Source organism: Vibrio sp. 10N.286.51.C3 (genome assembly GCF_003050065.1).
Taxonomy (GTDB): Bacteria; Pseudomonadota; Gammaproteobacteria; order Enterobacterales; family Vibrionaceae; genus Vibrio; species Vibrio crassostreae.
In genome coordinates this window covers 86879-113192 of sequence record NZ_PIGC01000011.1, presented here as the reverse complement: position 1 = coordinate 113192, position 26314 = coordinate 86879, and the positions used below count along the sequence as shown (strand labels likewise).

Annotated in this window: 24 protein-coding genes; 8 read left to right on the top strand and 16 right to left on the bottom strand. The window is 43.4% G+C overall.

Annotation, left to right across the window (positions count from 1 at the left end; all coding sequences use genetic code 11):
• Positions 1–15: 15 nt before the first annotated feature.
• The gene (locus CWO27_RS13840) at positions 16–933 is read right to left on the bottom strand and encodes an SURF1 family protein (protein WP_102431457.1); all 918 of its coding nucleotides are present in this window, start codon (positions 931–933) and stop codon (positions 16–18) included.
• On the opposite strand from CWO27_RS13840, the gene CWO27_RS13835 reads away from it, so the two are divergent.
• Positions 827–1057, top strand: coding sequence for a DUF2909 family protein (locus CWO27_RS13835; RefSeq protein WP_048659084.1), 231 nt, complete (start codon positions 827–829; stop codon positions 1055–1057). The genes CWO27_RS13840 and CWO27_RS13835 overlap by 107 nt on opposite strands.
• Positions 1058–1130: 73 nt before the next feature.
• On the opposite strand, the gene CWO27_RS13830 is transcribed toward CWO27_RS13835, so the two are convergent.
• From CWO27_RS13830 to coxB, 4 genes are read right to left on the bottom strand one after another with little or no spacing between them, the layout of a single operon-like run.
• Entirely contained in the window at positions 1131–2015 is an 885-nt protein-coding gene (locus CWO27_RS13830; RefSeq protein WP_102321408.1) for a cytochrome c oxidase subunit 3, read from the bottom strand.
• A gap of 29 nt (positions 2016–2044) precedes the next feature.
• Positions 2045–2653, bottom strand: coding sequence for a cytochrome c oxidase assembly protein (locus tag CWO27_RS13825; RefSeq protein WP_102321409.1), 609 nt, complete (start codon positions 2651–2653; stop codon positions 2045–2047).
• A gap of 11 nt (positions 2654–2664) precedes the next feature.
• The gene (ctaD, locus tag CWO27_RS13820; RefSeq protein WP_102479028.1) at positions 2665–4326 is read right to left on the bottom strand and encodes a cytochrome c oxidase subunit I; all 1662 of its coding nucleotides are present in this window, start codon (positions 4324–4326) and stop codon (positions 2665–2667) included.
• On the bottom strand, positions 4323–5540 hold the full coding sequence (coxB, locus tag CWO27_RS13815; protein WP_102321411.1) for a cytochrome c oxidase subunit II: 1218 nt from the start codon (positions 5538–5540) through the stop codon (positions 4323–4325). The genes ctaD and coxB overlap by 4 nt, the downstream gene beginning before the upstream one ends.
• A 485-nt stretch (positions 5541–6025) precedes the next feature.
• Between coxB and CWO27_RS13810 the strand changes: the two genes are divergently transcribed.
• The gene (locus CWO27_RS13810) at positions 6026–7732 is read left to right on the top strand and encodes a phospho-sugar mutase (protein ID WP_107899089.1); all 1707 of its coding nucleotides are present in this window, start codon (positions 6026–6028) and stop codon (positions 7730–7732) included.
• Positions 7733–7835: 103 nt separating this feature from the next.
• On the opposite strand, the gene CWO27_RS13805 is transcribed toward CWO27_RS13810, so the two are convergent.
• From CWO27_RS13805 to yegD, 4 genes are all read right to left on the bottom strand, one after another.
• A complete protein-coding gene (locus CWO27_RS13805) occupies positions 7836–8468 on the bottom strand; it encodes a LysE family translocator (protein WP_107899088.1) in 633 nt (210 codons plus the stop codon).
• A 150-nt stretch (positions 8469–8618) separates the two neighbouring features.
• Entirely contained in the window at positions 8619–9251 is a 633-nt protein-coding gene (locus CWO27_RS13800; protein ID WP_102431453.1) for a fumarylacetoacetate hydrolase family protein, read from the bottom strand.
• Between the two features lie 345 nt (positions 9252–9596).
• Entirely contained in the window at positions 9597–10655 is a 1059-nt protein-coding gene (locus tag CWO27_RS13795; RefSeq protein ID WP_102479721.1) for a porin, read from the bottom strand.
• 491 nt (positions 10656–11146) lie between these two features.
• A complete protein-coding gene (gene yegD / locus CWO27_RS13790) occupies positions 11147–12499 on the bottom strand; it encodes a molecular chaperone (RefSeq protein ID WP_102530212.1) in 1353 nt (450 codons plus the stop codon).
• Between the two features lie 158 nt (positions 12500–12657).
• Between yegD and CWO27_RS13785 the strand changes: the two genes are divergently transcribed.
• On the top strand, positions 12658–12966 hold the full coding sequence (locus CWO27_RS13785; protein ID WP_102480769.1) for a DUF1289 domain-containing protein: 309 nt from the start codon (positions 12658–12660) through the stop codon (positions 12964–12966).
• Positions 12967–13084: 118 nt separating this feature from the next.
• Here the strand turns inward: CWO27_RS13785 and CWO27_RS13780 are convergent, their stop codons facing one another.
• On the bottom strand, positions 13085–13435 hold the full coding sequence (locus CWO27_RS13780; RefSeq protein WP_107899087.1) for a HopJ type III effector protein: 351 nt from the start codon (positions 13433–13435) through the stop codon (positions 13085–13087).
• Positions 13436–13630: 195 nt separating this feature from the next.
• On the opposite strand from CWO27_RS13780, the gene CWO27_RS13775 reads away from it, so the two are divergent.
• On the top strand, positions 13631–14290 hold the full coding sequence (locus CWO27_RS13775; protein WP_102480768.1) for a PilZ domain-containing protein: 660 nt from the start codon (positions 13631–13633) through the stop codon (positions 14288–14290).
• Positions 14291–14386: 96 nt separating this feature from the next.
• On the opposite strand, the gene luxQ is transcribed toward CWO27_RS13775, so the two are convergent.
• From luxQ to CWO27_RS13750, 5 genes are all read right to left on the bottom strand, one after another.
• Positions 14387–16954 carry a quorum-sensing autoinducer 2 sensor kinase/phosphatase LuxQ gene (gene luxQ, locus CWO27_RS13770; protein ID WP_102480767.1) on the bottom strand — a complete coding sequence of 856 codons (2568 nt, stop codon included), beginning with the start codon at positions 16952–16954 and terminating at the stop codon, positions 14387–14389.
• Positions 16954–18048, bottom strand: a complete 1095-nt coding sequence (locus CWO27_RS13765; RefSeq protein ID WP_048659069.1) for an autoinducer 2-binding periplasmic protein LuxP — start codon at positions 18046–18048, stop codon at positions 16954–16956. The genes luxQ and CWO27_RS13765 overlap by 1 nt, the downstream gene beginning before the upstream one ends.
• Before the next feature lie 308 nt (positions 18049–18356).
• Positions 18357–18671, bottom strand: a complete 315-nt coding sequence (locus CWO27_RS13760; RefSeq protein WP_102480519.1) for a GIY-YIG nuclease family protein — start codon at positions 18669–18671, stop codon at positions 18357–18359.
• The gene (locus tag CWO27_RS13755) at positions 18672–19328 is read right to left on the bottom strand and encodes a YceH family protein (RefSeq protein ID WP_019823422.1); all 657 of its coding nucleotides are present in this window, start codon (positions 19326–19328) and stop codon (positions 18672–18674) included.
• A 63-nt stretch (positions 19329–19391) separates the two neighbouring features.
• Entirely contained in the window at positions 19392–19592 is a 201-nt protein-coding gene (locus CWO27_RS13750; RefSeq protein ID WP_048659067.1) for a hypothetical protein, read from the bottom strand.
• A gap of 195 nt (positions 19593–19787) precedes the next feature.
• Between CWO27_RS13750 and CWO27_RS13745 the strand changes: the two genes are divergently transcribed.
• The 3 genes from CWO27_RS13745 to CWO27_RS13735 all read left to right on the top strand — a co-directional run bounded on the left by CWO27_RS13745 (position 19788) and on the right by CWO27_RS13735 (position 21288).
• Positions 19788–20102, top strand: coding sequence for a DUF496 family protein (locus CWO27_RS13745; protein WP_004730049.1), 315 nt, complete (start codon positions 19788–19790; stop codon positions 20100–20102).
• Positions 20103–20254: 152 nt separating this feature from the next.
• A complete protein-coding gene (locus tag CWO27_RS13740; protein ID WP_048659066.1) occupies positions 20255–20881 on the top strand; it encodes a D-Ala-D-Ala carboxypeptidase family metallohydrolase in 627 nt (208 codons plus the stop codon).
• 170 nt (positions 20882–21051) lie between these two features.
• On the top strand, positions 21052–21288 hold the full coding sequence (locus CWO27_RS13735) for a hypothetical protein (RefSeq protein ID WP_048659065.1): 237 nt from the start codon (positions 21052–21054) through the stop codon (positions 21286–21288).
• On the opposite strand, the gene CWO27_RS13730 is transcribed toward CWO27_RS13735, so the two are convergent.
• Complete coding sequence (locus tag CWO27_RS13730) at positions 21285–23876, bottom strand: ATP-binding protein (RefSeq protein ID WP_107899086.1); 2592 nt, start codon at positions 23874–23876, stop codon at positions 21285–21287. The two genes, CWO27_RS13735 and CWO27_RS13730, sit on opposite strands and share 4 nt — an antisense overlap.
• Before the next feature lie 923 nt (positions 23877–24799).
• On the opposite strand from CWO27_RS13730, the gene CWO27_RS13725 reads away from it, so the two are divergent.
• A complete protein-coding gene (locus CWO27_RS13725; RefSeq protein ID WP_048608907.1) occupies positions 24800–26236 on the top strand; it encodes a glyceraldehyde-3-phosphate dehydrogenase in 1437 nt (478 codons plus the stop codon).
• Positions 26237–26314: the final 78 nt, after the last annotated feature.

Genomic DNA, 26314 nt, shown 5'->3' with positions numbered 1-26314 from the left:
TTCAATTTCAAGTGCCTACTTCTGATTCATATGGCTATTTTTCTTCAAATATCGGAACCCAATCAACAACATCAAAAACAAAAGTACCGCAGCCATTACAAACCATTGAAACGAGTAACCAAAGTGCTTCTCAGACTTCATCGCCGTAGGTCGCCACAACATCTCATAAGGCCATGAATCTAAGCTCTGAGGTTGAAAGATAAACGGCAGCACGTCTTGCCCGGTGTACTCTGATAACGCTGCTATGTTTAAGTTTTGGATTCTATTCGGTGTCGTATTTTCCAAACCCAACTCATGACTTAAAGGATTAACTGAACGTGTATACAAGCGCCCTGACATGTTGGTTGGTAAAGTGACATGTCCAACTTGTGGAAGCTCTCTTCTGTCATTACTTGCTGCAACGAACCCAAGATCGATCAACAGTTGTTTGCTTCCATCTTGTGTTGGAACCTCGCCCAACATGTAAATTACATACCCTACCGTTCCTTGGTTTATCTGGTTGTCTAACAAAACGACCAAACCACTTGGCGTTTCCAGTTCGACATCAACCTTTAAACCATTTAAAAACGGCTGTTCAGATGAATCCTGCGCTTGTGTGCGCGAGTCCTTCCATTCAGAGATAACAATGTCTAAAGATTGCGGCGATTGCTTCGCTCTCTCTATTAATTGTTGCTCATAACGTAATTTCTCGTTACCTCGCTCTAGTTGCCATAAACCCAACTTGATTAAAGCGCCGACTGAAACCACAGTTAAAACAACCGCTATCCAAAAACCTTTACTGCGGAACTTGTGTTCATCATCAATCAATCGGTTTGGAGTTATCACTATGGCGTCATCTACCTTTGTGTTGTTATTTAAAATTGTATTGGTCGCTTTGCTGTTTTTTATCGCTTTCAATTTGATGAAAGGTCTAATCCAAATCGCCTCAGGCAAACAAAATGGCAAAAGACTGAGTCACTTCTTAGGTCGTCGTGTGGTGCTGTCTGCCATCGTTGTGCTATTGCTGTTACTTGCCCTAGCCTCAGGCACCATTACTCCAAATCCAAGGCCTTACTAAGGCTTTCAAGTTGATTAACGTTTTCAAACATATTTATTCTTCCAAGCATGGCTTAAAGCAGCTCAATATGTCGTTAAAGAACATAGACGAACACAAACAACCCTAACCAAACCACATCAACAAAGTGCCAATACCAACTGCCGGCTTGGAAAGCAAAGTGGTCTTTTGGCGTAAAGTGGTCTTTCGCAACCCTTGCCAGTAATACAATCAAAAAGATCGTCCCTAAGCAGACATGCAAACCATGGAAACCAGTCAATAAGAAGAAAGTGTTGCCGTAGATGCCTGATTGAAGGGTCAGCCCCATCTCTTGATAGGCATGGACGTACTCTTCGACTTGGAAAAACAGGAAGAAACCGGCCAGAACAATGGTTATCTCCAACCAGACGATCAAAGCCATACGCTTATTTTGTTCAAGACTGATATGTGCCATATGCAGCGTCACAGAGGAAAGCAGCAGAATTATGGTGTTTTTTAGAGGGATGCCTTGCCAAGGCATAGCTTGTGTCGTTACGCCATCAGGTGTCGTGGTCAGTGGCCACATAGATTGGAACATCGGCCACAAGACTTCATGGGTCATTTCATTGTTGCCCGAACCACCAATCCAAGGAACAGAAATCATACGAGCATAGAAAAGCGCACCAAAGAAAGCGCCGAAGAACATGATTTCAGAAAAGATGAACCAGCTCATGCCTTGCCTAAAGGAGCGAGATATCTGCTCGGAATAAACACCACTCAATGATTCCGTAATTACGTTGCTAAACCAACCCGCAAGCATATACAGAAGAACAGCAAATCCGACTAACAACACCGCTTTGCCGAACACGCCACCAGCAGCATCAGTCCCCATGTTTTGCACGGTTAACCCTGCTCCAACAGCAACAAGAAACAGCGCAACGGCACCGACTAATGGCCAGTGGCTTTGATGTGGAACGAAATAAACTTCCTTTTTAGAACTCATCGCTCAACTCCTTTTGTTGATTCTGGTTCCTAGTTACTCGCGATTACATTAGGCTCGGGACTGCTTGATTCCCCGACCACCTCACTCGTGATATTAAACAGCGTATAAGAGAGCGTCAGCGTGTGTATCGAGTCTGGAATGTCTGGCTCTATGTAAAATATCAAACCCATTTCAGCGCTCTTGAACCCGTCAAGTGGCTGCTGATTAAAGCAAAAGCATTCCATCTTGTTGAAGTAGGTCGCTCCCATTCCTGGAGAAACCGATGGTACGGCTTGGCCAACCAATGAGGCTCCAGATAGGTTTTTGGCAATGTAGTTAGTTTGAACCACCTCACCAGGGTGAACCTCTAGCACACGCTCTTCAGGAACAAACTGCCAGGGCATATCAGGTTTGATGTGCGACATAAACTCCACACGAACAGTACGAGAGTAGTCCGGTTGCATCCCCTGAGGTTGAACAGCAGAAACAGTATTAGTTTTACCGTTGATTCCCAACGCCTCACACATCACATCGTAAAGCGGAACCAAAGCGAAACCGAAGCCAAACATCGCCACGACACTCAATACCAAGTAGCCCGTCAGCTTCTTGGTAGATCGCTTAGGTTGTTTTTTATCTATCTCGCTTTGCTTATCATTCATTGTGCATCCCTCTAATCGATTTTAGGTGGATGAGTAAAGGTGTGATGAGGTGCTGGGCTTGGTACTGTCCACTCAAGTCCTTCAGCTCTATCCCAAGGCTTGCTTGATGCAGGCTCACCGCCTTTTACGCACTTGATGACTAACCATAAGAAAATCAATTGAGACAAACCAAAAGCAAAGCCACCAATCGACACTACTTGGTTAACGTCAGCGAACTGAATAGCGTAGTCTGGAATACGACGTGGCATCCCCGCCAAGCCTAAGAAATGCATCGGGAAGAAAAGGACATTCACTGAGACTACTGACGTCCAGAAATGCCACAGGCTGAGTTTGTGATCGTACATATGCCCGGTCCACTTAGGTAACCAATAATAGGCTGCGGCCATTATCGAGAACACCGCACCGGTAACCAGAACATAGTGGAAGTGAGCCACTACAAAATAGGTGTCATGGTATTGGAAATCAGCAGGAACAATAGCGAGCATCAATCCTGACAAGCCGCCTATCGTGAATAGAACAATAAAGGCGATGGTGAACAGCATTGGTGTTTCGAAGGTCAACGCGCCTCGCCACATGGTTGCTACCCAGTTAAAGACTTTCACTCCCGTCGGAACCGCAATCAACATGGTGCAATACATGAAGAACAGTTCAGCAAAAACCGGCATCCCCGTAGTGAACATATGATGTGCCCACACTAAGAAAGACAAGATCGCGATACTACAGGTCGCATACACCATTGAATGATAACCAAACAAACGCTTACCACTAAAGGCTGGGATGATGGCAGAGACAATACCAAACGACGGTAAGATCATGATGTATACTTCGGGGTGCCCAAAGAACCAGAATATATGTTGGAACATGACGGGGTCACCACCACCAGCCGCATCGAAGAAGCTCGTCCCAAAGTATTTATCGGTCAACACCATGGTCACCGCCCCAGCGAGAACGGGCATTACGGCTATCAGCAAGAAAGCGGTGATTAACCAAGTCCAAACGAACATTGGCAATTTAAACCAAGTCATACCCGGGGCTCTCATGTTCACGATGGTCACAATGACGTTGATCGCCCCCATGATCGAACTGATCCCCATAATATGAACAGAGAAGACAAACAGCGCCGTGCTATCAGGGCCGTAAGTCGTTGACAGCGGCGCGTAGAATGTCCAACCAAAACTCGGGCCACCTCCCTCTGTAAACAGAGAGCCAATTAAGATTAAGAAGGCAAAAGGCAGAATCCAGAAACTGAGGTTGTTCATTCTAGGCAACGCCATATCTGGCGCCCCGATCATCATAGGGATCATCCAGTTAGCGAGTCCCGTGAATGCAGGCATTACCGCACCAAACACCATGATCAAGCCGTGCACTGTGGTCATTTGGTTGAAGAAGTCTGGTTCAACAAGCTGCAAGCCCGGTTGAAATAGCTCAGCGCGGATCACCATTGCCATCGCGCCGCCAGTTAAGAACATCGAAAAGCTGAACCACAGGTATAATGTGCCTATGTCTTTATGATTGGTTGAATACAGCCAACGTGCCCACCCTTTTGGAGCGGCGTGAGAATCGTGATCATCCAGAGACAAGTCATTGCTGTCCAATGTGCCTTCCACAGAATGGCTTAAGGCCTGATCTTCTGCAGGCGCCGATTTCACCGGCTTATTGATTGGTGAACTCATAGCTGCTCCTTAGCATCACTTTGTGCTTCATCCGTTGAGCCCTGTTCGTCAGGTGCTTGGGCTCCGCCTTCTTGTTTAACCTTGTAAGCGTTAATATCTGAAGCCTGAACAATATCGCCCGTGTCATTACCCCATGCATTTCTTTGATAAGTGACTACCGCAGCGATCTCTTTCTCGGTTAACTGGTTATCGAAGGCTTGCATTGCCGTGCCTCCACGACCATAAACAATGGTGTCGATATGCACATCGACATCTCCTAGAGCAACTGGGCTACCTTTAATAGCGGGGAATGCACCAGGAATACCCTCACCGTTCGCTTGGTGGCAGACCGCGCATCGAGTTTTGTAAACCTCTTCACCGATGGTGTTCAGCTCTTCCAAAGAAAGTGACGCGTCTAATGCATCTTGAGCCGCCTGTTGTGCGGCTATCGCCAATTCTTTTTGTTCCGCCAGCCATGCATCAAACTCGTCTTCTTCCATGGCATGCACCACTATCGGCATAAAGCCATGTGCTCGGCCACACAGTTCAGCACACTGGCCACGATATACACCGGGTTCATCTATTTTTGTCCACGCTTCGTTAATGAACCCCGGGATAGTGTCTTTCTTAACGGCAAAGGCAGGAACCCACCACGAGTGAATCACATCGTCAGAGGTCATCAAGAAGCGAACTTTTCTATCAATAGGAAGAACTAATGGCTTATCAACCTCTAGCAGGTAATGAGCCCCTTTCACTTCAATGCCTTCGATTTCTTTGTCACTGGTCGCTAGAAGGCTGAAAAATTCGACGTCTTCACCAAAATAGCTGTAATGCCATTTCCATTGTGATCCAGTGATTTTAACGGTCAGATCTGATTGAGAGGTGTCTTCCATAGCAATCAAGGTTTTGGTCGCGGGTATCGCCATAGCAATAAGAATAATAATTGGAATGATGGTCCAGAGGATTTCAACTTTGGTGCTTTCGTGAAAGTGAGCCGCCACCGCTCCCTTCGACTTTCGGTGTCTCAAAATCGAATAGAACATCACCCCAAAAACAACGAAGGCAATTGCGCAGCAGATGTAGAAGATAAGCATATGAAGTTCATAAACCTCACTGCTGATCTCAGTCACACCTCTTGTCATGTTGTATTCACTACTTGCATGCACTAAAGGCGACACTAAAACCACAACAAAACTCTTCAAAAGCCACGCTAGCCTAACCAGTAATCTTTTCAAAAGATCTCTCCTTATCCTTCCTAATTGGATACTTGCGACCTAAATGTCGTTACGAGCTATGTTTCATCACGAACTACATGTCATTACGAGCCAGGCAACATTCATTGTTATCCCGACTACACATGAAAAGGCTGAATCTCAATCTACAACTCACATGGAGACAGCTTTAAGGCACTATCAACCTCATATCTCCACATGAGCCAATACGGCTCAGAAACGTGAGAGGTTTTCATGAAAGATTCAAAAACGGCGAATTTGTCAAATTTTGTTATATTTATGTAAAAGGCTAGTTAGTGATATCCAATAGTTCAAGGTAAGTTTACTTACTAAACAGTCAATTATTTGAAGTAACTAAGCTACATGCCCTCTTGACGTTGGAATTTATTTTATATCGAGTTTTACGATTGCTTTCATAGAAATGATAATCAATATCACTTAAGTTAAATCAACAGTAAGTCATACAGACATTAAAAGGTTTAGTGATTATGCAAGATGCAATGAATTGGTTAGCGAGAGACCCAGACCCAAGAACTCGTGAAGAGCTTCAACACCTCATCGATGAAGGAATGCATGACGAACTTGAAGACCGCTTTACTCAACGATTAGAGTTCGGAACAGCAGGTCTTCGAGGCAAAGTTGGATGTGGTCCAAATAGAATGAATCGCTTAGTGATACAAGAAACCGCGACAGGGCTTGGTCACTATTTAATAGAGCACGTTGCAAATGCCAAGATTCGTGGTGTGGTTGTGGGCTATGACGGCCGTTTAGATTCAAAGCAGTTCGCTGTTGATACTGCTTCCGTACTCACGGCTTTAGGCATTAAGGTTTACTTAACCTCGAATGTCGCTGCAACCCCTATCGTTGCTTTTGGTATTGAGCATTTCAACGCCGCAGCGGCTGTTGTGGTGACGGCCAGCCATAACCCGCCAGAATACAATGGCTTCAAAGTATACTGGGAGAATGGCGCGCAAATCATTCCTCCGCATGATGCTGGCATTGCCGCTGAAATCGATATCGCATCAACCAAGCCTATCCCTTTGATGAGCCTTAATGATGCTGAAACACAAGGTAAGTTGGTATGGTTAACTGAAGGTTATTATCAGACCTACCGAGCTGCGATCAATCAGAGCCCATACGTGAGTAAAGATATTGAATCGGCGAACACCACCATCACCTACACTGCAATGCATGGTGTGGGCGCGCAAATGGCTGAGGATCTTCTTCATGATTCTGGTTTCCATAAGGTGTTCAGCGTCGCCGAGCAAAGAGAGCCCGATGGTAACTTCCCGACCGTGAACTTCCCGAATCCGGAAGAAAAAGGCGCGATGGATCTGGTGGTTAACTTAGCAAAAAGTGTCGATGCCGACATTGCTTGTGCCAATGACCCAGATGCAGACCGATTCGCCGTTGCAGTCAGAACTGAAGATACTTCCTATAAAATGCTCACGGGTGACCAAGTGGGGGTGTTGTTCGCGCACTACTTGTTGTCAAAGCCGCACACCAAAAACCAATTAGTTGGTAATAGCATCGTTTCATCTACCCTGCTAGAGAAAGTGGCTAAATCCCATGGTGCGACTTATTTCCAAACGCTGACAGGCTTTAAATGGTTGGCGAATATTGGCATGCAATTAGAAGATGATCAGAACGAGTTCTTGTTCGCCTATGAAGAAGCGTTAGGCTACACAATTGGCACTCAGGTACGAGACAAAGATGGGCTGTCTGCTATCGTCGTGTTTGCTCAATTGGTTGAAGAGTTGAAATCTCAAGGTCGAACGGTTTGGGATCTTCTCGCTCAAATTTCATTTGAACATGGTGTTCATACCAACGCGCAGCGAAGCCTTGCTCTTGACCCAGATTCACCATCGATTGGTTCTAAACTCAGAGCAGCACAACCTAAAGCAATAAACGGTGTTGCTATCTCTGTGATTGAAGATCTTCAGTCTTCTTTACGCTTCGTCATTGGTGGCAATACTGAAGCGATTAACCTGCCTTCAAGTGATGTTCTCATCTATCACCTAGAAGATGGCACACGCATTATCGTCCGACCTTCAGGCACAGAACCAAAAGTTAAGGTTTATTATGAGACGGTAACAAAGTTCGAAGGGACAGAAACATACGAAGACACTCGCCTACGTGGTGAAGAGTACATGGACAAACTCATCGAACAACACCAGCAAGAACTGAATTCTTAACGATTGGTATGTTCAACATATAACGATTAAAAACAAAATGGACGCTCGAAGCGTCCATTTTGTCTCAGCGGCTAACCGCAAAAAGATGTCTGGTTTGATTCGTCTACGAAGTAAAGAAAGAAGACAACATCCAGATAGCCAATACGATGAAGACTCCGCCCATCACTTTCTGTTGATAGGTGCGGAACTTAGCATTTTCTACCAGTGACTTACCGATAGTACCTACCAATGCCACCAGCAAGAAATTGAACGTTAAACCTAAGACATTCAGTAGCAGACCAAGCACTAACATTTGCTCGCCCGAAGTCGCTTCAATATTCGTCGATACAAACTGAGGCAAGAACATCACAAAGAATACCAAGGCTTTAGGGTTAAGCAGATTACTGATTAGCGCTCTTTGATAATAAGCTTTCGCAGCAAAATTATCCGTTAACTCAGGCGCATTACCCTGTTCTGTTCGCAGGCAGTCCCATCCCATCTTCAACAGGTACGCGCCACCTAACAAATGTAGAGCTTTCAACGCAATAGGACTCATCGCAATCAATGTTGAAACACCCATTGCTGCCAATACTGTCAGGATAATTCCGGAAGTCGCGTTACCCAAACTTGCAAACACACCAACCTTGCGGCCATAGCTCATACTTGAGCTCGCGATGAGTAACATATCAGGACCAGGCAAAAGGAGAAGTGCGACAACGGCAGTCAGGTAAACAGGTAGAATGGCTAAGTCGATCATGGGTTTCAGTATTGATAAAAACGGAGGCGGATTTTATATCAATTACTAACACCCTTCCAGATGCAATTAGTTGTAAGATGGTAAATCGTACGAATTAAAAACCAACTTAAACCATTCAAACCAACTTATTAACTAAACATAGAGTATTAATTAACTCGCTACCCACTCGATCTCAATCAATGTCGTATCGCCACACTTTAGGCGACCAAGGAAGATATCGCCTTTGTGTACAGCACCAACACCTTTTGGAGTACCCGTCATCACAACATCACCGTCTAGCAAGGTGGTATAAGAAGACAGCTCTTCTAGGATAGTTTGTGGGGAGTAAAGCATCTGCTCAACATGTCCTTTCTGAACGCGAACACAGTTGATGAACAGCTCTAGATTCAAGTCCGTGAGCTCCAAGCCAGTAGTAGGAACAAAGCGACTGAGAACAGCAGAACCATCAAACGCTTTAGCACGCTCCCAAGGCAAGCCTTTCGCCTTTAAGCTACTTTGTAGCTCGCGCTTGGTAAGATCTAGTCCTAAGCCCACAGCTGAATATTGGCCATTTTCGACGATGAAACAGATTTCGGCTTCGTAGTGCAGTGCTTCTTGATGAAAAGAAGACAGAGATGACGTAACACTGGTACTCGGTTTATTGAAAACCACCATAGCATCAGGGATTGCATTGTTAAGTTCTTCAATGTGATCGACATAGTTACGCCCAACACACAGCACCTTGGTTGGTGTTGCGGTTCGTTTCGAATTCATCAATTGTTCCTGATCTACAACGCTGCTCATAGTTTGTCCCTGAACTATTTTTGGAACGCAGAGTTTACCGCATCATAAAGAGAGAATCTTCGACAAGATGGTTACCAATATCTAAATTCTGATCTTTAGCTCAATTAAATGATTTAAATACTTTTATCCGAAGATCGCGACATATAAGAACTGATAACAAGAGCCATAGCTACGTAGATAAAATGAATGGCTCGGTAACATGAAGGAAAAGCTCAAACAGGTGCGTATAGAACGAAAGAAGCCCTCTCAAACCCAAAAGGCTTGAGAGGGCTTAGCATGGTGTCTAGGACAGTATCCTAAAAGGTAAACTTAAGGAGTAAACACTATGCTAAATAAGTCTGCGACTTATAGGTAGTAACGAGCACCAAGTAGCCACTGGTCGTCAGCATCTTTCTTGTAAAGGCCTGAACCTTGAAGATCAAACTGGTAACCTGCAAAACCTACGAACTGAGATGTGAAGTTGTATTCAGCTTGTAGAGCAGTCGTGCTGTATACAGTTTCGCTGTTCTTGTCGTCTTCTACCGCTTCGTAGTTAACGCTTAGGTTAAGGCTGTTAGATAGAGCGTAAGAAGCTAGTAATTCAATTGCTACAGACTCTTCTAGTACACCAGTGAAGCTACCTACAGTCGCAGAGTTCATGTAGTTGTTCATTGCGTATACACCTGCAAGGTATAGACCTTCCGCGCCGTATGAACCGTAAGTTGCACTTAATACGTGAGAATCAGCAGTTTTTGAGCCAACAAAACCTGCGTAATCAACGTCACCTGTGTTGTAAGCGTAGTTTGCAGTGAAGTCAGCAATAGCGTAGTTCAAAGCGATCTGACCACGGTTTCCGTAATCGTTGCCATTGTCTTTATCTGCCTTACGGCCTTGCCATGCAACAGCTGCACTTAGAGAGCCTGCGTTTCCGAAGTCTAGTGCATTAGCGTAGCTCACCATCTCTTCACCACGGCCAGTACCTAGATTACCGTGATCATCGTAAATAAAGTCGTTTGCGAAAGCGATTGGCATATCAGCAACGCCAGCAACGTTGTAGTAAGGTGCCCATTGAGTACCTACTGCTGCACGACCTAGGTCATCATGAGTTAGACCAACGTAACCTAAACGAGTTGTGAATGCTTCATCACCGCCGTCAAGCATGTTTAGCGCCCATTCACCTTTAGCATCAGCAGTAAAGCCGTTACCTAGTTCATGAGTAGCGTTGAAGTTAATACGTGGAGAAACAGACTCTACACCGATATCATCTTCGTTGATACGGTCACCACTGTTTACGTCACCAACTGCAACTGAAACGTGGCCGCCAACTGAGAATGTTGTGCCGTCTTCGTTGTAAAGTTCTACTGCAACTGCCTGTGTACCAAATACTGCACCAGAAATTGCTAGCGCTAAAAGTTTCTTATTCATTGTCATATCCATTTGTAACTGGGTGAGTTTTTCACTAACAACCTCGTGCTTACGGAGAAGTTGTTACCTGCATTTAACAAGTAGGAAAACACTAATATACGAATGACAAAAAAGTTGCATTAAAATATATAAAATAAAACAAATCACACTATAAAAAACAAAAAATCAATATTAAACAAAAAGATAGAACACAAACCTGTCGTGACCTTTTTTATATTTTGAGACTGATGGCTCATCAATTTTTGATTTTTCAATCGCAAAAGTAGCATTAAAATTCAAAGCAACATATTACTCATTAGACCATTGAGTGACATATCTTTAACCTTGAAACATTTTGTAACACACAGAACTCAGCTGAAATATTTTTCTTTGTGAAACAATTCCCAATTTGAGCTAGGAAAAATCACTCAATTGAAAGTTCACTAAAAAAAATACAAAAAAAGGGCAACCAATCAGCGACCGGTTGCCCTTAATAACACATCATTAAACTCTTATTTGAAGCAAACTTCAGCCCAGCGAGCTAAACCTGCAGTTACCGAACCGAAATAGTTGCCACTCACAATAGGTACGTTAGGCACAGCTTGTTGTACAGCTTCACGAAGTATCGGTGAACGAGCTGAACCACCCGTCATGTAGATTACGTCTGGCAGTTTCTGACCTTGTTGAATCGCTTCTTTAACCAACTCAATCATCTTAGACTTTGGTGTTTCAATCGCTTCAACCATCTGTTCGATTGAGATGTCCACCTCGACCAATTCAGAGGCAACATTAATCGCAGCACGATATTGAGAGGATTCTGCCAGCGCGATCTTAGCTTCTTCCGCTCTGCGCACAATGCCGTAACCTAAAGTATCATGATAAACCTTCATCAAACGTTCTAGCTTTTGAGGCTCTGACGCTTCTTTACGAAGTAATTTCAATGCTGCTAGGTTTTCTCTTGAATAGAAATTCTTTTGAGCTTCAACATTATTAATCGCAATTGGATTCCAGAATTGAGTCAGTGGCATATCGATACCCGAAATGCCTTTGCTGCCCATACCAAAAGGTGACATCAGTTGTTTGAACGCAAGATAGATATCGAGGTCATTGCCCCCTACCCTTTGTCCACTGTGTGCGAGCAAACTCTGGGTACGATCCGCTTTACCAGACCAAGTTGGTCCCATTTCTAACAATGAACAATCGGTGGTACCACCGCCAATATCCACAACCAATACCGTTTGGTTTTCAGTTAAGGTGCTTTCGTAATCAAGACCTGCAGCTACTGGCTCAAATTGAAAAGCGATATCAAAGAAACCGGCACGCTTAGCTGCGCGAGACAGTATATCTTCAGCTTGTCTGTTCGCCTCTTCTCCACCTCGACCATGAAAGTTAATTGGTCGGCCGATGACGGCTTGTTTGATCTGCTCTTGAGTCGTAAGCTCAGCTTGGTGTTTAATATTTGCCATCATGGCGCACACTAAATCTTCGAAAAAGCTCACCTGAACATCATGCAGTCCACTCGCACCAAGGAAAGACTTAGGGGACTTAACATAATAAACGTCACGAGGGTCTTCTAAATAGAGATCCAACGCAGCCTGACCAAATGCCATATCTTCCGGTACTAGGTCGATACTCTCTTCTCGGTTCAATGCAATCGCACGTCGTAACACTTGCTCACCAACCGCATCACTTGGCTTGATGTTTAAATGGCGAAATAGATGCTCAGAAACACTCTCGCGAGTAGGAGCAAACACAGTTGAGGGAATATAGTGGTTGTCACCTTCTAGTGGTAACAGGCTAGGTTCTCCATTAACCATCGCCGCGACAGAACAGTTCGCTGTTCCATAATCAAATCCAATAAACATAATATCCCCCACGCAACAAAAGGGGCGAGATGCTACATGAAAAGCCTTGAAATTACGAGGTCATTTACTTCTTTCGCTTGGTCATTTTTATTTTTCTGACTCTTAATAGCCAAACAAATATGCTACATTTCAGCCCAAATGAATCACAGGTTAGATAAATGAAAACACCTTGCCGAGCGGCTTGTAAAAATAATGGCGGAATGTGTAGCGGCTGCTTTCGCACAATGGATGAAATTATAGGTTGGAAAGGCTTATCTGAAAGCGAAAGGGATTCTGTTATGGATAACGTCAGTGGCGCGAGTTCAACTCACCAATGTCCCCAATGTAATGAACCCGCTCAATGCGATATCAGCGCTGGTAAAGACACGTGTTGGTGTTTTGAATTAGAGAAGCGCGATACAAGCGGTATTCCAAAGGCTGGAGTTTGTATGTGCCGTAAGTGCTTGTCTGCCCTGCCTGTTCAGTAGTTTATAACCTATTCAGCAAGTTACGAGCAGGTTCAACATATACAAAAAAGCGAGAGATTGCTTTCTCGCTTCAAAATACTGAGATTAAATTTCGACCTAATCGTTACCTGGTTAGTGTCTACTTCGCTTTTTCAAGAAGCGCAGGCTGAGAAAACTGGATACCATTCCAGCCATAAACCATGAAGTTGCGAATATTTTGATGGTCGGTATTCTCTGGAAAACCTAACACGTCGTTACGATAAAATTGACCAAAACAAGCCAATGTTTGCTCTGCTGATAGGCCTTGCTCTAAACCAAAAGCAAAAATCTTACACGAACTGTTATTCTGACCGGCTGCATTCACAACATCACCGTTGCGAAATTCACACTCTGAAAAGTCATAGCGTGCTTCTATCACTTGCATCGTATCTTCAAATTGCACGCTTTCCGGGGTTTCAGCTAACGTGCTTAATAAGGTTTCCAGTTCCATTTACTATTTCTCCATCAAGTAAGTAATGTACAGCAGTGTATCTTTTTTTTCGACAAGAGTAAGCCGTTGTTTACTTAGGATAGCTCGTCATTTTTTTTGTTGTACACGGCTAATTACCTTAATGAAACTAATGACATAGTTTTATCAGGACGTTATATTATTTTATCAGATGGTTAACATTGTTCAGTAACGAATATGCATAAAGATAAAAACTTAGAACTGTTCAGATACCTAAAACCAGGTACAAAAACAGCAGGTGTATTGGAATTTGGCCCAGACGATTCAATCCAGATCAGTACGCTCTATATCGGACACAAACAAGATCAGTACCTTATCCTTGAACTGTCACAAAAAGCGACCGAAGCACTGACACTCAGAAAGCTCATCAATGTCGATACTATAGTTCGCGCCATTACCGATACTGAGCTTGGTCACATCGTCGCATTTAAGACCAATGTATTGGCTCATATCACCTCACCCGCGCATCTTATCTTCCTGCGCCCACCTTCAAGCTTTGCCACTAAACCAATCAGAGAACACGAAAGATACAAGGTACGCCTCAACTGTGAAGTGACCTTTGACACCTTGTCATTGGATGCAACTCTGGTTGATTTTTCAGTGTCAGGTTGCGGGATCTATCTTACTCAGCAATCAGATATCGACGTAGGCTGGAAAATAAAGGTCAACTCTCTCTTGAATGAACACTTAGATAGCGACTTGGTTTACAAAGTAGTGAGTAAGAAAAGACAGGGACAGGGTTGGCTATTCGGCATCCAATTCCCCGAGCACTTAGATATGAGTGACGAGCTAAAAACGCTGCTTTTAGAGCAAGCTTTTGTAGCAGGCTCTATTTAGGCTTTAAATTTCCGCTTCGAAACACTACCTCTTTAAAGCGCGACTTCAGTAAACCGCAGCTTGAGCAAACCAGTGTTTCAGCATGCAACTGTTTAGCTAAGCCTCATTCCAATATGAGTTTTTGAAGTGCACAAAGGCCTGATGTAGTGATTGTTCTTTAATGGGTTTTACAATCACGTAATTCGCCCCAGCGGCCATAAAACTGTCTCTTGTTGACTCTTGAGCATCTGCGGTACATGCATAAATTGGGGCTGACACACCCATCTCATCTCTTAGTTGCTGAGTGGTTTCAACACCACCGAGATTAGGAAGTTGGTTATCCATCAAGATCAGATCATAACTTATCATCTTAGCCATCTCTATTGCTTCTAAGCCATCTTTTGCCCAAGTCACGACCATGCCATATTTTTTACAAAAAGCCTGCGCAATAAACGCGTTGGTGTGATTGTCTTCCACCAACAACACATCCAAAGGTCGACTAAACAATGCCTGCGGTTCAACTTCTGCTTGTTGTTTGGCCTCAGCCAATAGCGGTTTGGCGAGCACGATCACAGGGATTTCTATAATGAACTCCGAGCCTTGATCTATCTCGCTGCGAACTTGAATGTCCCCTTCCAACATATCGACCAAACTTTTTACAATCGTTAAGCCTAACCCTGTCCCACCATACTCACGTGTCGTAGTCTCTTCTGCTTGAACAAAGGGTTCAAACACAGCATCAATCTTACTTTCATCAATACCAATACCGGTATCTTTCACTCGAACGATTAAACTGGCGTGCTCTGAGTTAAAGATACTTTCAAGTTCAAAGCTAACAGAAATACCGCCTTGATGAGTAAATTTAAGAGCGTTACTCACGAGATTAAACATAATCTGATTAAGGCGCACTTGGTCGGTGTTGATTTCAATATCATCAGCCAAGTGGTTCACAATAGTGAACGCGACCGATTTATCCTCGCAAAGCGGGCGATAGATACTTTCTAAGGTATTAACTAACTCCCCTAAGCGGAAATTTTTCTTTTGAATATTGAACTGCCCTTGCTCAATCTTTGAAAAATCCAAGATATCGTTAAGTACCGCTAGTAAATGTTCCGCACTATTACACAGTACATCCACCTGATCGCGGTTGTCTTCACTGTGCATAGAGCGTTTCAACAACTGCGACACACCGAGAATACCATTAAGTGGCGTGCGAATTTCATGACTCATCTTAGCTAAAAAGTCTGCACGTACATTGGCAAGGTGCTCTGCTTCTTCTCTTGCTCGATCGGCTTGTCGTTCAGCCTCGATAAGCTTAGTAATATCTTGTCCTTGCACTACCACACCTGTGATGCCGTGTTCTACGCGAATAGCAGACATATTCCAGCGAAACACCTTTTCACCAATGGGGACATTAATACCCGTTAGCTTAGAACCTTGAACCACCATTTGAATGTTAGGCAACATACGATGCTCAAATTCTTGAGCGATTGGGCCATAGTTATCATCGGCGTCAAATAGCGCCATACGAGCCGCGGGGTTCATCTGAATCAAGTCACCTTTATCAGACCAAACCAAGATAGGAGAATGAGCAAAGTTAAAGAGGTCTTGAAACTTTTGATTCTGTTCTGATAAGCGCTCAAAGGTGTCTTCAAGGGTACAACCAATATGATGAAATTCGAAAATATTAGAACCATCGAACTTGTTGTACTCTTCACCATCACTTGCTGAACGAGTGAAATCCATCAGCTTATCTAACTCAGCGGCAACCCTTCTTTGAATCCAAGTTCGCGCAAAGAATGACATCAATATAATCACCACAATCACCACGATGATCGCACGCTGATAATTCTCTTCTAACGCAATGAAATTATTATTTTTTTGAACAGCTCGAATGATTAAAGGAGTTTCAACAGCATTGATCTTAATGGTTGCGATGGTGACAAAATGACGAGGCAACTGCTCGTATATGTGATAATTGAGTATGTCTGTAATGGTATAGCTTTCATCACCACTGAATGTCGATGTAACAGGTGTTCCGTGCGCTTCAATCACGATATTTTCGCTATTACTGCCCTGTTGGATTGACTCAGCCAAAGAGAAGTTGTTATCAAGCACAATGGCGATATAGAGCTGACCAAGGACTTCCCCAGTAGCGTTATCAACAATAGGGGTACGGCGAGCCAACAAGTGACGCTTACCTATATTTGTCCTCAGTTTAATAAAATGCCAATTACTGCTGAACGAAACCTCATCAGAAATATGCTTTAAGCTGGACTCATCTAAACCATAAAATTGACTGTTACCATCTTCCCAAGCCAAACCATCATGGGTAGCCACAAAGCGTAAATCTGGCGCATGATCAGGCTCACGTTGGTCAACACCAAAGAAAAAGTAGCTCAGCACCTCTTCATCGCTCGTATCAAAATACTCTCTGAGAGTGTCACTGTGTGAACTACTGTCTTGGTGGATTTGCAGCACCGACAAACGATAATCAAACATGTTTTGGATCAGGCTTGAGGTTTGCTGAACCGTTCGATTCGTCTCTTGCTTTACGATGTTACTGCTGGTTTCATAATTATGAATAAGCACGCCAAGTGCCATCACGCCTATCACTAAAATAACGATACGCGTAATGAGTCTAGCTAAAGTGTTCCTAGGTGTACTGGCGTAGCTTTTCTTCATTATTGACCTGAGTACCTAAATGCTCGCTGTTTAAGTTCTGAAATACGTTCTGGGGAATCTTCCTTGGTCACAATTTCAAATTCACCAGAGTAAACGGTAGGCACTTCCAAACCGACTAGATCCCATTTGATCGCCTCTGCCATCGCAATGCCCGTATCGTCGTTCATACGCATGATAGTTACATCTAGGTCGCCCCTCGCAATGGCTTCAAGTTCAGCAGAGCCACCTCCCCAACCATTCACTAAGATGTCTCGACCAGATTCGCGAATAGCTTCCGCTGCACCTAGGGCAACATCCGTTGAGCATGCATAGATAAAGTCTAGATCCTTATCGTTCTCTATGCTGATTTTAGCCGCTTGGTAGCCACTGTCTTTGTTTGATTTGGTGTAAAACGAAGACTTAAGGGTAAAGTTAGTATCAGTATTCACTTCATGGATAAAAGTATCTCCACGCGCATCACTGATATAGCCTTGTGAGTAATACAAAACAGAATACTTACTGTCTGGTGGGCTTACTTGTTTAAAATAGTCCGCCAGTTTTAAGCTGCCTGTAGCATGGTCAAAGCCCACATACATAAATGGCTGTCTATCCGCCCAAGCTCGCACTGGCGTCGTAATATTTTGCAGAATCAACTTAGTATCTGTGGAGGTCAACACGTGCTCAATAAACTTGCGGTGACGCGTGGTATCTAGCGTGAAAATCAAATAGTCCGTTTTGTTTTCAATCGCTTCTTGCAATGAAATGCTCTGCTGTGCGAGATCAGCATTAATACGGGTAAATACTTGATTTATTTGGTAGCGAATCTTCAGCCTATCGAGACGCTTCTCAAAAGCTTGAATATTACGAACCCAGTAATCCGAGATCTGTTGACCCGGATACACCACAGAAATCGTAATTGGCTCGTCTTGAATTCTTCTCAGTGGCACAGGGTGATTTTGTACAGCCTCGACCATTTTATCGGTCAATGCTTTTTGTTCTGGAAAATTGGAAAGATAATCTTGGTATTCCCAATATCCATTGAGGACATGAGTACCGTGGGAGAGAGCGGACGCAGAAAATACGGCAAGTCCAAACAACATAAGTAAACGTTTCATATTTTTCTCGTTTTATATGAGCTACTTTGACTCATTTTTTAACCTAGCATGACACCATCTCTTTGTATGGCTAATGGATATTATGTAGGACAACGATGATAAATGATAGCGTCTAACACTAATTAGAACGACATTCTAAATGAGTAATATGTTAATTTTGAATAGAGATTAAGAGCAGCGAGTTGAATCATGATTTCAGACCATTAACAGCAAGAACAATTAACCTTTAAATTCATGCATTTAAATATAATTATTGTAGGCTTTTACATTATTAACATTTTATCAGTAATAAATATTTTGGCTATGAATTATGAGACTTCGATATATTGAATTTTGTCTTGTTGCCACTCAATAATCAGTTTGAGTGATACCAGTTTTTCTTTGCGGGATTTGGGCAATTGCTTGATCGCGTATTCGGTTTTCAACGCCTCACTTTTTGAGCCAACATCAAAACTCCAAACCAGCCTAAGTGGGCCTTTACCTTTTAAAGCTTTGGCGCCTTTACCGGTTTGATGTTGTTCAAATCGACGTTCAAGATTGTTCGTCACGCCACAATAAAGGGCATTGTGACGATTGCGGATCAAGTACACGACCCAATCCGCATTTTTATCAGCGCCTGACATTTAAAGCAGCGATTCAACCAGAGCCTTAAGCTCTGCCACTTCTGCTCGTAGGCTTGCTACTTCAGACTCAAGCTCTTCAAACTTTTCACTCGTCGCAGAGGGTGCAGCCGCGCTTACTGATGCCGTCGCAAACGCTTCAACATCCACTTCACCGCTCAATAAGTGCTGGTAGCGTGATTCACGTTTACCCGCTTCGCGTGGTAGCTTGACCACTAGCGCACCAGCTTCTCTTGCAGCTAGCTTATCTAATGTTGCTTCGACTTCTTTCACATCACTAAAGTTTGCAAGGCGCCCTGTTCGAGTACGGAGTTCACCGGGCGTTTGTGCGCCGCGAAGCAGCATGCAACAGATGATTGCACGCTCTTGCTCTGTAAATTGCAGATCACCGAACTCAGTGTTACAGAAACGGTGCTGATACTTATTAACACGGCTGTTGAAGCTACTTTCATCGCTCACCATACGACGTCCGATCAAACCATCAACCGCATCTAAAACGTCTGACTCAGAAAGAGAGAGAACAGGTTCACGGTTACTCTTTTGATTACATGCCGTGGTTAAGCTGTTCAGTGTCAGTGGGTAATGATCGGGAGTAGTGACTTCTTTCTCGATCAAGCAACCGATAATTCTCGCTTCAATTGGGGAAAGTACTGTGTTCATCGTTTTTCCTTTTTATTATTTTGATAATTCCATCTCAACACTTAACAATGCAGCCAATACTGGCTAGTGCTCAGACAAAATCGGTACTCGTTTCTTTCTGCCTTGTTCATCAATCATTATGATCTTAGAACGGTTTAGCTCTATTTCCACGACTTCCAAATAAGTACGCTCTTGTACATACGCATCACGAAGCTTGTTCTGCTCTGCCGAAGATTCAGTAACATCGTCACCCAAATCTTCTGTTTCCAATTGTTGTTGATTCATTTCACATATCGTATCAATGCAGTATCTACATAGGATACTAACTTGATCGGTAAGATAAAAACAATCGCACATCGGCGAGAGTGACGAATAATTAAACAACCTTACTTTTGCTTTGATCTAAAGACTGTTACATCATCAATTGATGTGCTTTAATCAGAACCAGACAACGTATTTGACGAATAGGAAAAGGAATCTATGAGCAGCGTATTTGAAATTGTTAACCAAGCACGACGTAAGAACAAACTTAAGCGTGAACTTCTAGACAACGAAAAGAAAGTTCGTGACAACCGCAAGCGTGTTGACCTTCTTGATAACCTACTTGATTACATCAAGCCAGAGATGACTCACGACGAGATCCTAGGCATTATCAAGAATATGAAAGCTGACTACGAAGACCGTGTTGATGACCACATCATCAAGAGCGCAGAGATTTCTAAAGCTCGCCGTGACATCAGCCGCCGCATTCGTGAACTAACAGAAGAAGACAAGCAAACGCAAGGTAAGAAGTAATCTAACCTCGCTGATTAACTTGTAATAATGTTAGTAACCCACTCTTTATAGTGGGTTTTTTTGTACATAAATTCCAGTGTCTATACTTAAGCTTACGTATTTACTGATTCAAATATTACTAGCAAAGCCAACGTAAGTAATGGAGCCACCTTATGTACTCAAGCATCCTGATTACCTTAGCGCTATCAACGACTCAACCCTACCCAGAAGAATTTGAAAGGCTGTATACCGAAGAGACTGAAATCACCTACGAGGATCTCGTGGTGGATGTTCATGGCTACAAGGTACCGACTCGCTCGGCATTTCGTGGCTGGATGCTTCTAAATCACGCAGAAGACCAAGTAAGAGAGATCGGACAACAGCTCAAAGATGCGGGAATCACACAAAGCATGCCTTTACATCTGGTGTTGTTGCAAGGAACAGACTGGGCAATGAGTAACACCACCTTGTTTACCCTCCCCAACAAAAAACATGTACCCAACATGATCAACACCTTGAAGTACATTCAAGAATACATCGAGCCTGAAATCGGTGTGGTTATTCCTGTTTCTGGTGAACGTTCAAAACTCTACAATCAACAAGCTGGCGGTGCCCTGCAAAGTAAACACTTAGAGTTCTGCGCCTTAGATCTTGTCCCAGCCAACGGTATTTCTCGAGCAGATTTGCACGTTAAACTCAAAAAAATTCACGCTGAATACGGGCAGAAGAATAACGTAGGGTTAGGCCTGTACGCCGGCGTTCGATTCCATATCGACACTTGCGGCTTCAGAAACTGGTAACTTAAAAAGACACCAAAAAGTCAAATGGACACATCAATTGACCATGTCTTTTTGACACTACCCATATCTGGATTTTTATTAAACCATTGATATTTAATTAAAGTTAAATATGGAACGCTAATTGCTATTACTAAGTATCAAAAGAAAATAATAGCAATTAGGAATTCAATATGAAGACGATGACTCAACGCTTTCAAACTCTGCTTTCTGTTTCAAACTTCAGTCTAGCTATCACAACCTTGCTTATGCTTCTCAGTATTATAGTTGCTTATCCAATGGCCAATCACTTCTCACTGCCGATTCAAATTGTCGCCCACATCAGCACCATCTTAGTCGCAGCCTTGTTGAAAATCAGTTATGTAGGTCGCTGTCTTGCACAATACAACCTTGGCTTAGAAGTCCGCTAGACGATATCAAGGCTACTGAAAAGATCGTACAACTGGTGAGATTTATAAGGTTTGGGCAAGTAGGCGTTCATGCCCGCTTCAAAACAATCTTTAATGTCTTCTTCCAGGACACTAGCGGTCAAAGCAATAATGGGTAATGGCGCAGCTTGTTGAGTGGTTTCCCACTGTCGAATCGCACGAGTCGCCGTTATACCATCCATAACAGGCATCATGCAGTCCATTAAGATGGCATCAAACTGAGCACCTTGAGTGATGACGTCCACCGCTTCTTGGCCATTACTGGCAATCAAATACTCATAACCCGCTTGCTCAAGGAAGAAGCTCGCTATTTTTTGATTCATCAGATTGTCTTCAACGATCAAAATGCGTCGATTCAGAGAGCGAACCTCTTCATCTTTTGGTTCCACCGCTGATGCTTGCTCTTCACCGACATCAAGCGATTGTAAGCTGTTTAAGAATCGTCGGCCCAAGAATGGCAAGGTATGAGTCGAGTGGACAGTTTCTGTGATTAGGTTGGTTTTGAATAGGTGATGCTGACACACGATGACGCGGGCAAGAGGATATATCGCCTTCAACGTCGCAAGATCTTTCTCCATCGAGTGATGCAAGGTATGACAATAAAGTATCAAGTCGCTTTCTTTTACACTTTCACTAAGGGCAGCAATGGATGACACCACATTGGCTCGAACATTCAAACGCTCACACTCTTTAACAAGCTGATCAAGGTAATTGAAAGAGTTCGAGATGATCGTCGCTCGGCTCAGGTTATCGAAAGTTTGAACAGGCGCTTCTACAACATCGACATACAAACAAAACGTGAATGTAGAGCCCTCTCCTTTCACTGAACGTGCGGTAATGTAGCCCCCCATCAAATCAACAAGCTGTCGACAAATCGCAAGCCCTAGCCCCGTACCACCAAATTGGCGGGTAATGCTGCCATCTTCTTGAGTGAAAGGTTCAAATATGGATTCTAACTTCTCTGGTTCAATCCCAATCCCGGTATCAGACACGCTGCATTCCAGCTTACCCCTGCCCATAGACATAGGGGTATAAGCAATGTCCGTGGTAATTGTGCCCTTGGACGTAAACTTAATGGCATTCGAAAGCAGATTGGTCAGCACCTGTCTCACGCGGTACTCATCGAAAAACAGTTGTTGCGGCGTTTGATAGTCGATATTGATGTCGAGCTCGATATCCTTACTTATCGCTTTCGACAGAATCACACTTACAGAGTCATAGACCGCCTCTCGTAAATCAGCATTGTGTGGTGACAACATCAAGTTACCCGACTCGATTTTAGATAGGTCGAGGATGTCATTAAGTAGGACTAGCAAAGAGTGAGAAGACGATTCAATATCCCCTAATACTTCTTGCTGATTTGCGCTAAGTTGGCTTTGAGATAAGATCTCAGCCATGCCAATAATACCGTTAAGTGGCGTGCGTATTTCATGTGACATATTGGCTAAAAATGCGCTTTTGGCTTTATTGGCCGAAATCGCGTCTTCTTTTGCTGTTATCAACTCTTTATTGTGAAAGTAGTTACGCTCCATCACTCGATTTAGAGTTTCAGTGAACTCGGTGAGTTCATCGTTCCCTTGAATCTGAATCACCTTGGGTTCACCGTAGCTATCTGCGCATTCAGATACCCCTCTTAGGATAATCGATAAGTTTCGATTTAAGCGAAGAGACGTTGCTACACCGAGCCACAACAACACACCTGAAATGGCAAGAATAAGCAAGGTCATGATCAGGGTTTGCTTTTTTTGTAGCGCTATATTGTTGGTCAGATCAAACTGTAATTGCTTGGTATAAGCACCCACTGCCTTTGAAATCGCCAACTTCTTTCGTTCTAAACCTTCCACATGTTCATATATTTCAGGTGAAGAGAAGTCACCTTTGAGGATTCGATCGGTAAATCGGTTTTGAAATTCATCTTTAGAAAACGTACTTAGTAGCTTTCTAATTTCAGGCGAGCGACTACCTGATCGGAAAAACGTATCTAATAACTGCTGCTGCCTTTCTAAAGCACCAACATAACTCAATAAATATTGATCAATCAGCTCTGGAGAGCGATACAAACGGTAACTCAGCCACGCTTCTCGCTGGGTCCAGAACACGTAATGAGTAAGGTTGATAAACATCGCGTTAGCTTGACTGACTTTTTCATCCACAATGTTAATACGATATTCAGATAGCTCCATTAACACGCCTTTTAACAAGTCGAAGGCACGCTCTGTCAATTGCGTTTTGTTATCAGTAACCTGTGATGCGTCCCTGTTAATACTGGAGGTTACACGGGCGAGTCTCTCTAATACACTCTTAAGCTCAACCAGCTGTGGTTCAACAGTCCAATTACTGTCGAACTGTTGAAGCTGTTTCTCGTATTGAGCTAGCCTAGTCAAATCAGTTTTCAGTTTTAAAAGCAGCAGACCTTTCTCTGAAGAGTCATTAGACAGAACCAACCATCGATAAGCATCACTTGAAATCGTATTAAAAGATTGAAGCGCTTCAACCTTAATACGGGTTGTTTCAAGGTGATTCATCTTCTTTTCGTTCTTAAGCACTTCATTCACTGTAAACCCAAACATAATGAGTACAGAAACCGTAGAAAGAAAAATAAGACGCCATCTAATTGACATATTTATCATTTTTATAACTACTCCCTTCCCGAAAGTAATTTACCTAGCCCAGATTAAGGATAGGACATTAACAGGGGTTATTGATCAAATTGGATATGAACAAACGTTACTCTGAGCCCAGAACGAAAAATTAGAACCAACTGATATCCAGAACGGAGCTTTAAAGCGAAGGAGCATACTTGGAATAAGTGAGCTTTACGCGCGGGAGATTTCTACAAATGAGCTCTAAACGAGAAAGGTTTAAGCAAGCACGATGTAAACAAAAGACACTTTCTCCAGTTGTTATCACCCACATAACAAGTGAACATCCACTTACTACGACTCAACTAAACTGTGAATGATGACTTGCCATAACAAATAATTAGATGATTCAGGTAAAATTGTGACATCCAATCGTTTGCGTGATGGACTTTTTGCACTCGAACTCCGCTTATTCAAAAGTCGAACAAGAAAGGACGTTGATTACCTTATTTATCGTTTACTCTTTACGTGTAACCTGAGTCAATGATCACACATTTAATGATCACCATGACCTTTATTACATACTACATTTTGATTTGAGTATTTTTTGACGAAAAATAAGTGCTACAGATTGTTAAAGTCAATAGTCTTTATCGACGTTGAAACCTTGATTTTTGGCTAATATAAAGTCAATTTACAGATATTTTGTCTACATTTATTTTTCCTAGCAGAATAACCCGTCGTACCTTACAATCCTGACACATAAAAATTACAAGTTACACACAAGGCATATCAAGCACATTTAAGTGGCAATATAGACCACAGCCTGATGCCTCAAATCCCCTATGCTGATTGGCTTCCCTACAACCGCCATGAATGCAGAAACTTAACGTGAAAGGTCCCGAGTAAAGATGAGTCCCGAAAAGCACCTCCTAGATTGGCAAACTAGTCAAACCATTGCTGAATCCATCGCTCCAACTTTAGGTCAGTTATACCGTCAAAAAGGCGTAGAAGTTATCCTCTTCGGTAAGACCCTAGTTAACGCGACAACTATCGACATCATCAAAGCTCACCGCATCGCAAAACGTTACACTGGCTCACCGCTAACCGCAGAACAAACTCAACCAATAATCCAGCATCTACTATCAATGCGCTTGTCTCCATGCCGCGTTGATGTTGGTCGTCTGGCAGCTCAGTACTGGGAAAACCACGAAGACCTTAGCGCGATGGATGATTTCCTTCAAACAGCTCTAATGGGTTCGCTTGAAGGCGACGCGATGACGAAACCTCGTGACGTCGTGTTGTACGGTTTCGGTCGTATCGGTCGTTTGCTAACTCGTATTCTTGTAGAGAAAAGCGGCCCAGGTTACCCACTTCGTTTACGCGCAATCGTTGTACGTGGCGGCAAAGATGGCGACCTAGAAAAACGTGCTAGCTTACTCCGTCGTGACTCTGTTCACGGCCAGTTCAACGGCAGCATCGTGGTAGACCAAGAACGTAAAGCAATCATCGTAAACGGCAACTTCATCCAAGTTATCTACGCAAACAAACCAGAAGAAGTGGATTACACGGCTTACGGTATTGAAAACGCACTTGTGGTTGATAACACAGGTGTATGGCGTGACGCGGAAGGCCTAAGCCAACACGTAGCGTGTAACGGTGCGAAGAAGGTTCTACTGACTGCGCCAGGTAAAGGCGACATCAAGAATGTTGTATTTGGTGTGAATGAAAATGTTATTCAACCAGAAGACACCATCATCTCTGCAGCAAGTTGTACCACCAACGCAATCACGCCAGTATTGAAAGCAGTTCACGACAAGTTTGGCGTACTGTCTGGTCACATCGAAACGGTTCACTCATTTACCAATGACCAAAACCTAATCGATAACTTCCACTCAGGTGATCGTCGTGGCCGTGCTGCGTCATTGAACATGGTACTGACATCGACAGGTGCTGCTAAAGCGGTATCAAAAGCAATGCCAGAAATGGAAGGCAAGCTAACAGGCAATGCGATTCGCGTACCTACGCCAAACGTATCAATGGCAGTAGCAAACCTAAACCTTGAGAAAGGCACAAACAAAGAAGAGTTGAACGAGTACCTACGTGAAATGGCGCTGTCTTCTGCTTTGTCTGCACAAATCGATTACACAGATTCAACTGAGATTGTATCTACAGACTTGGTTGGCTCTCGTCACCCAGGTGTGGTTGACGGTGTGGCGACTATCGCACAAGACAACCGTGCCGTGCTGTACATTTGGTACGATAACGAGTTTGGCTACAGCTGCCAAGTTGTTCACTGTATGGAACAGATGATGGGTGTTCGCTACAAGACATACCCTGAAGTTTAATCAACTTCGCTCTTGTAGATACGTCCATCGCAACAAGCTCCACAACATAATAACTATATCTGCGAAGTCTGTATGGGC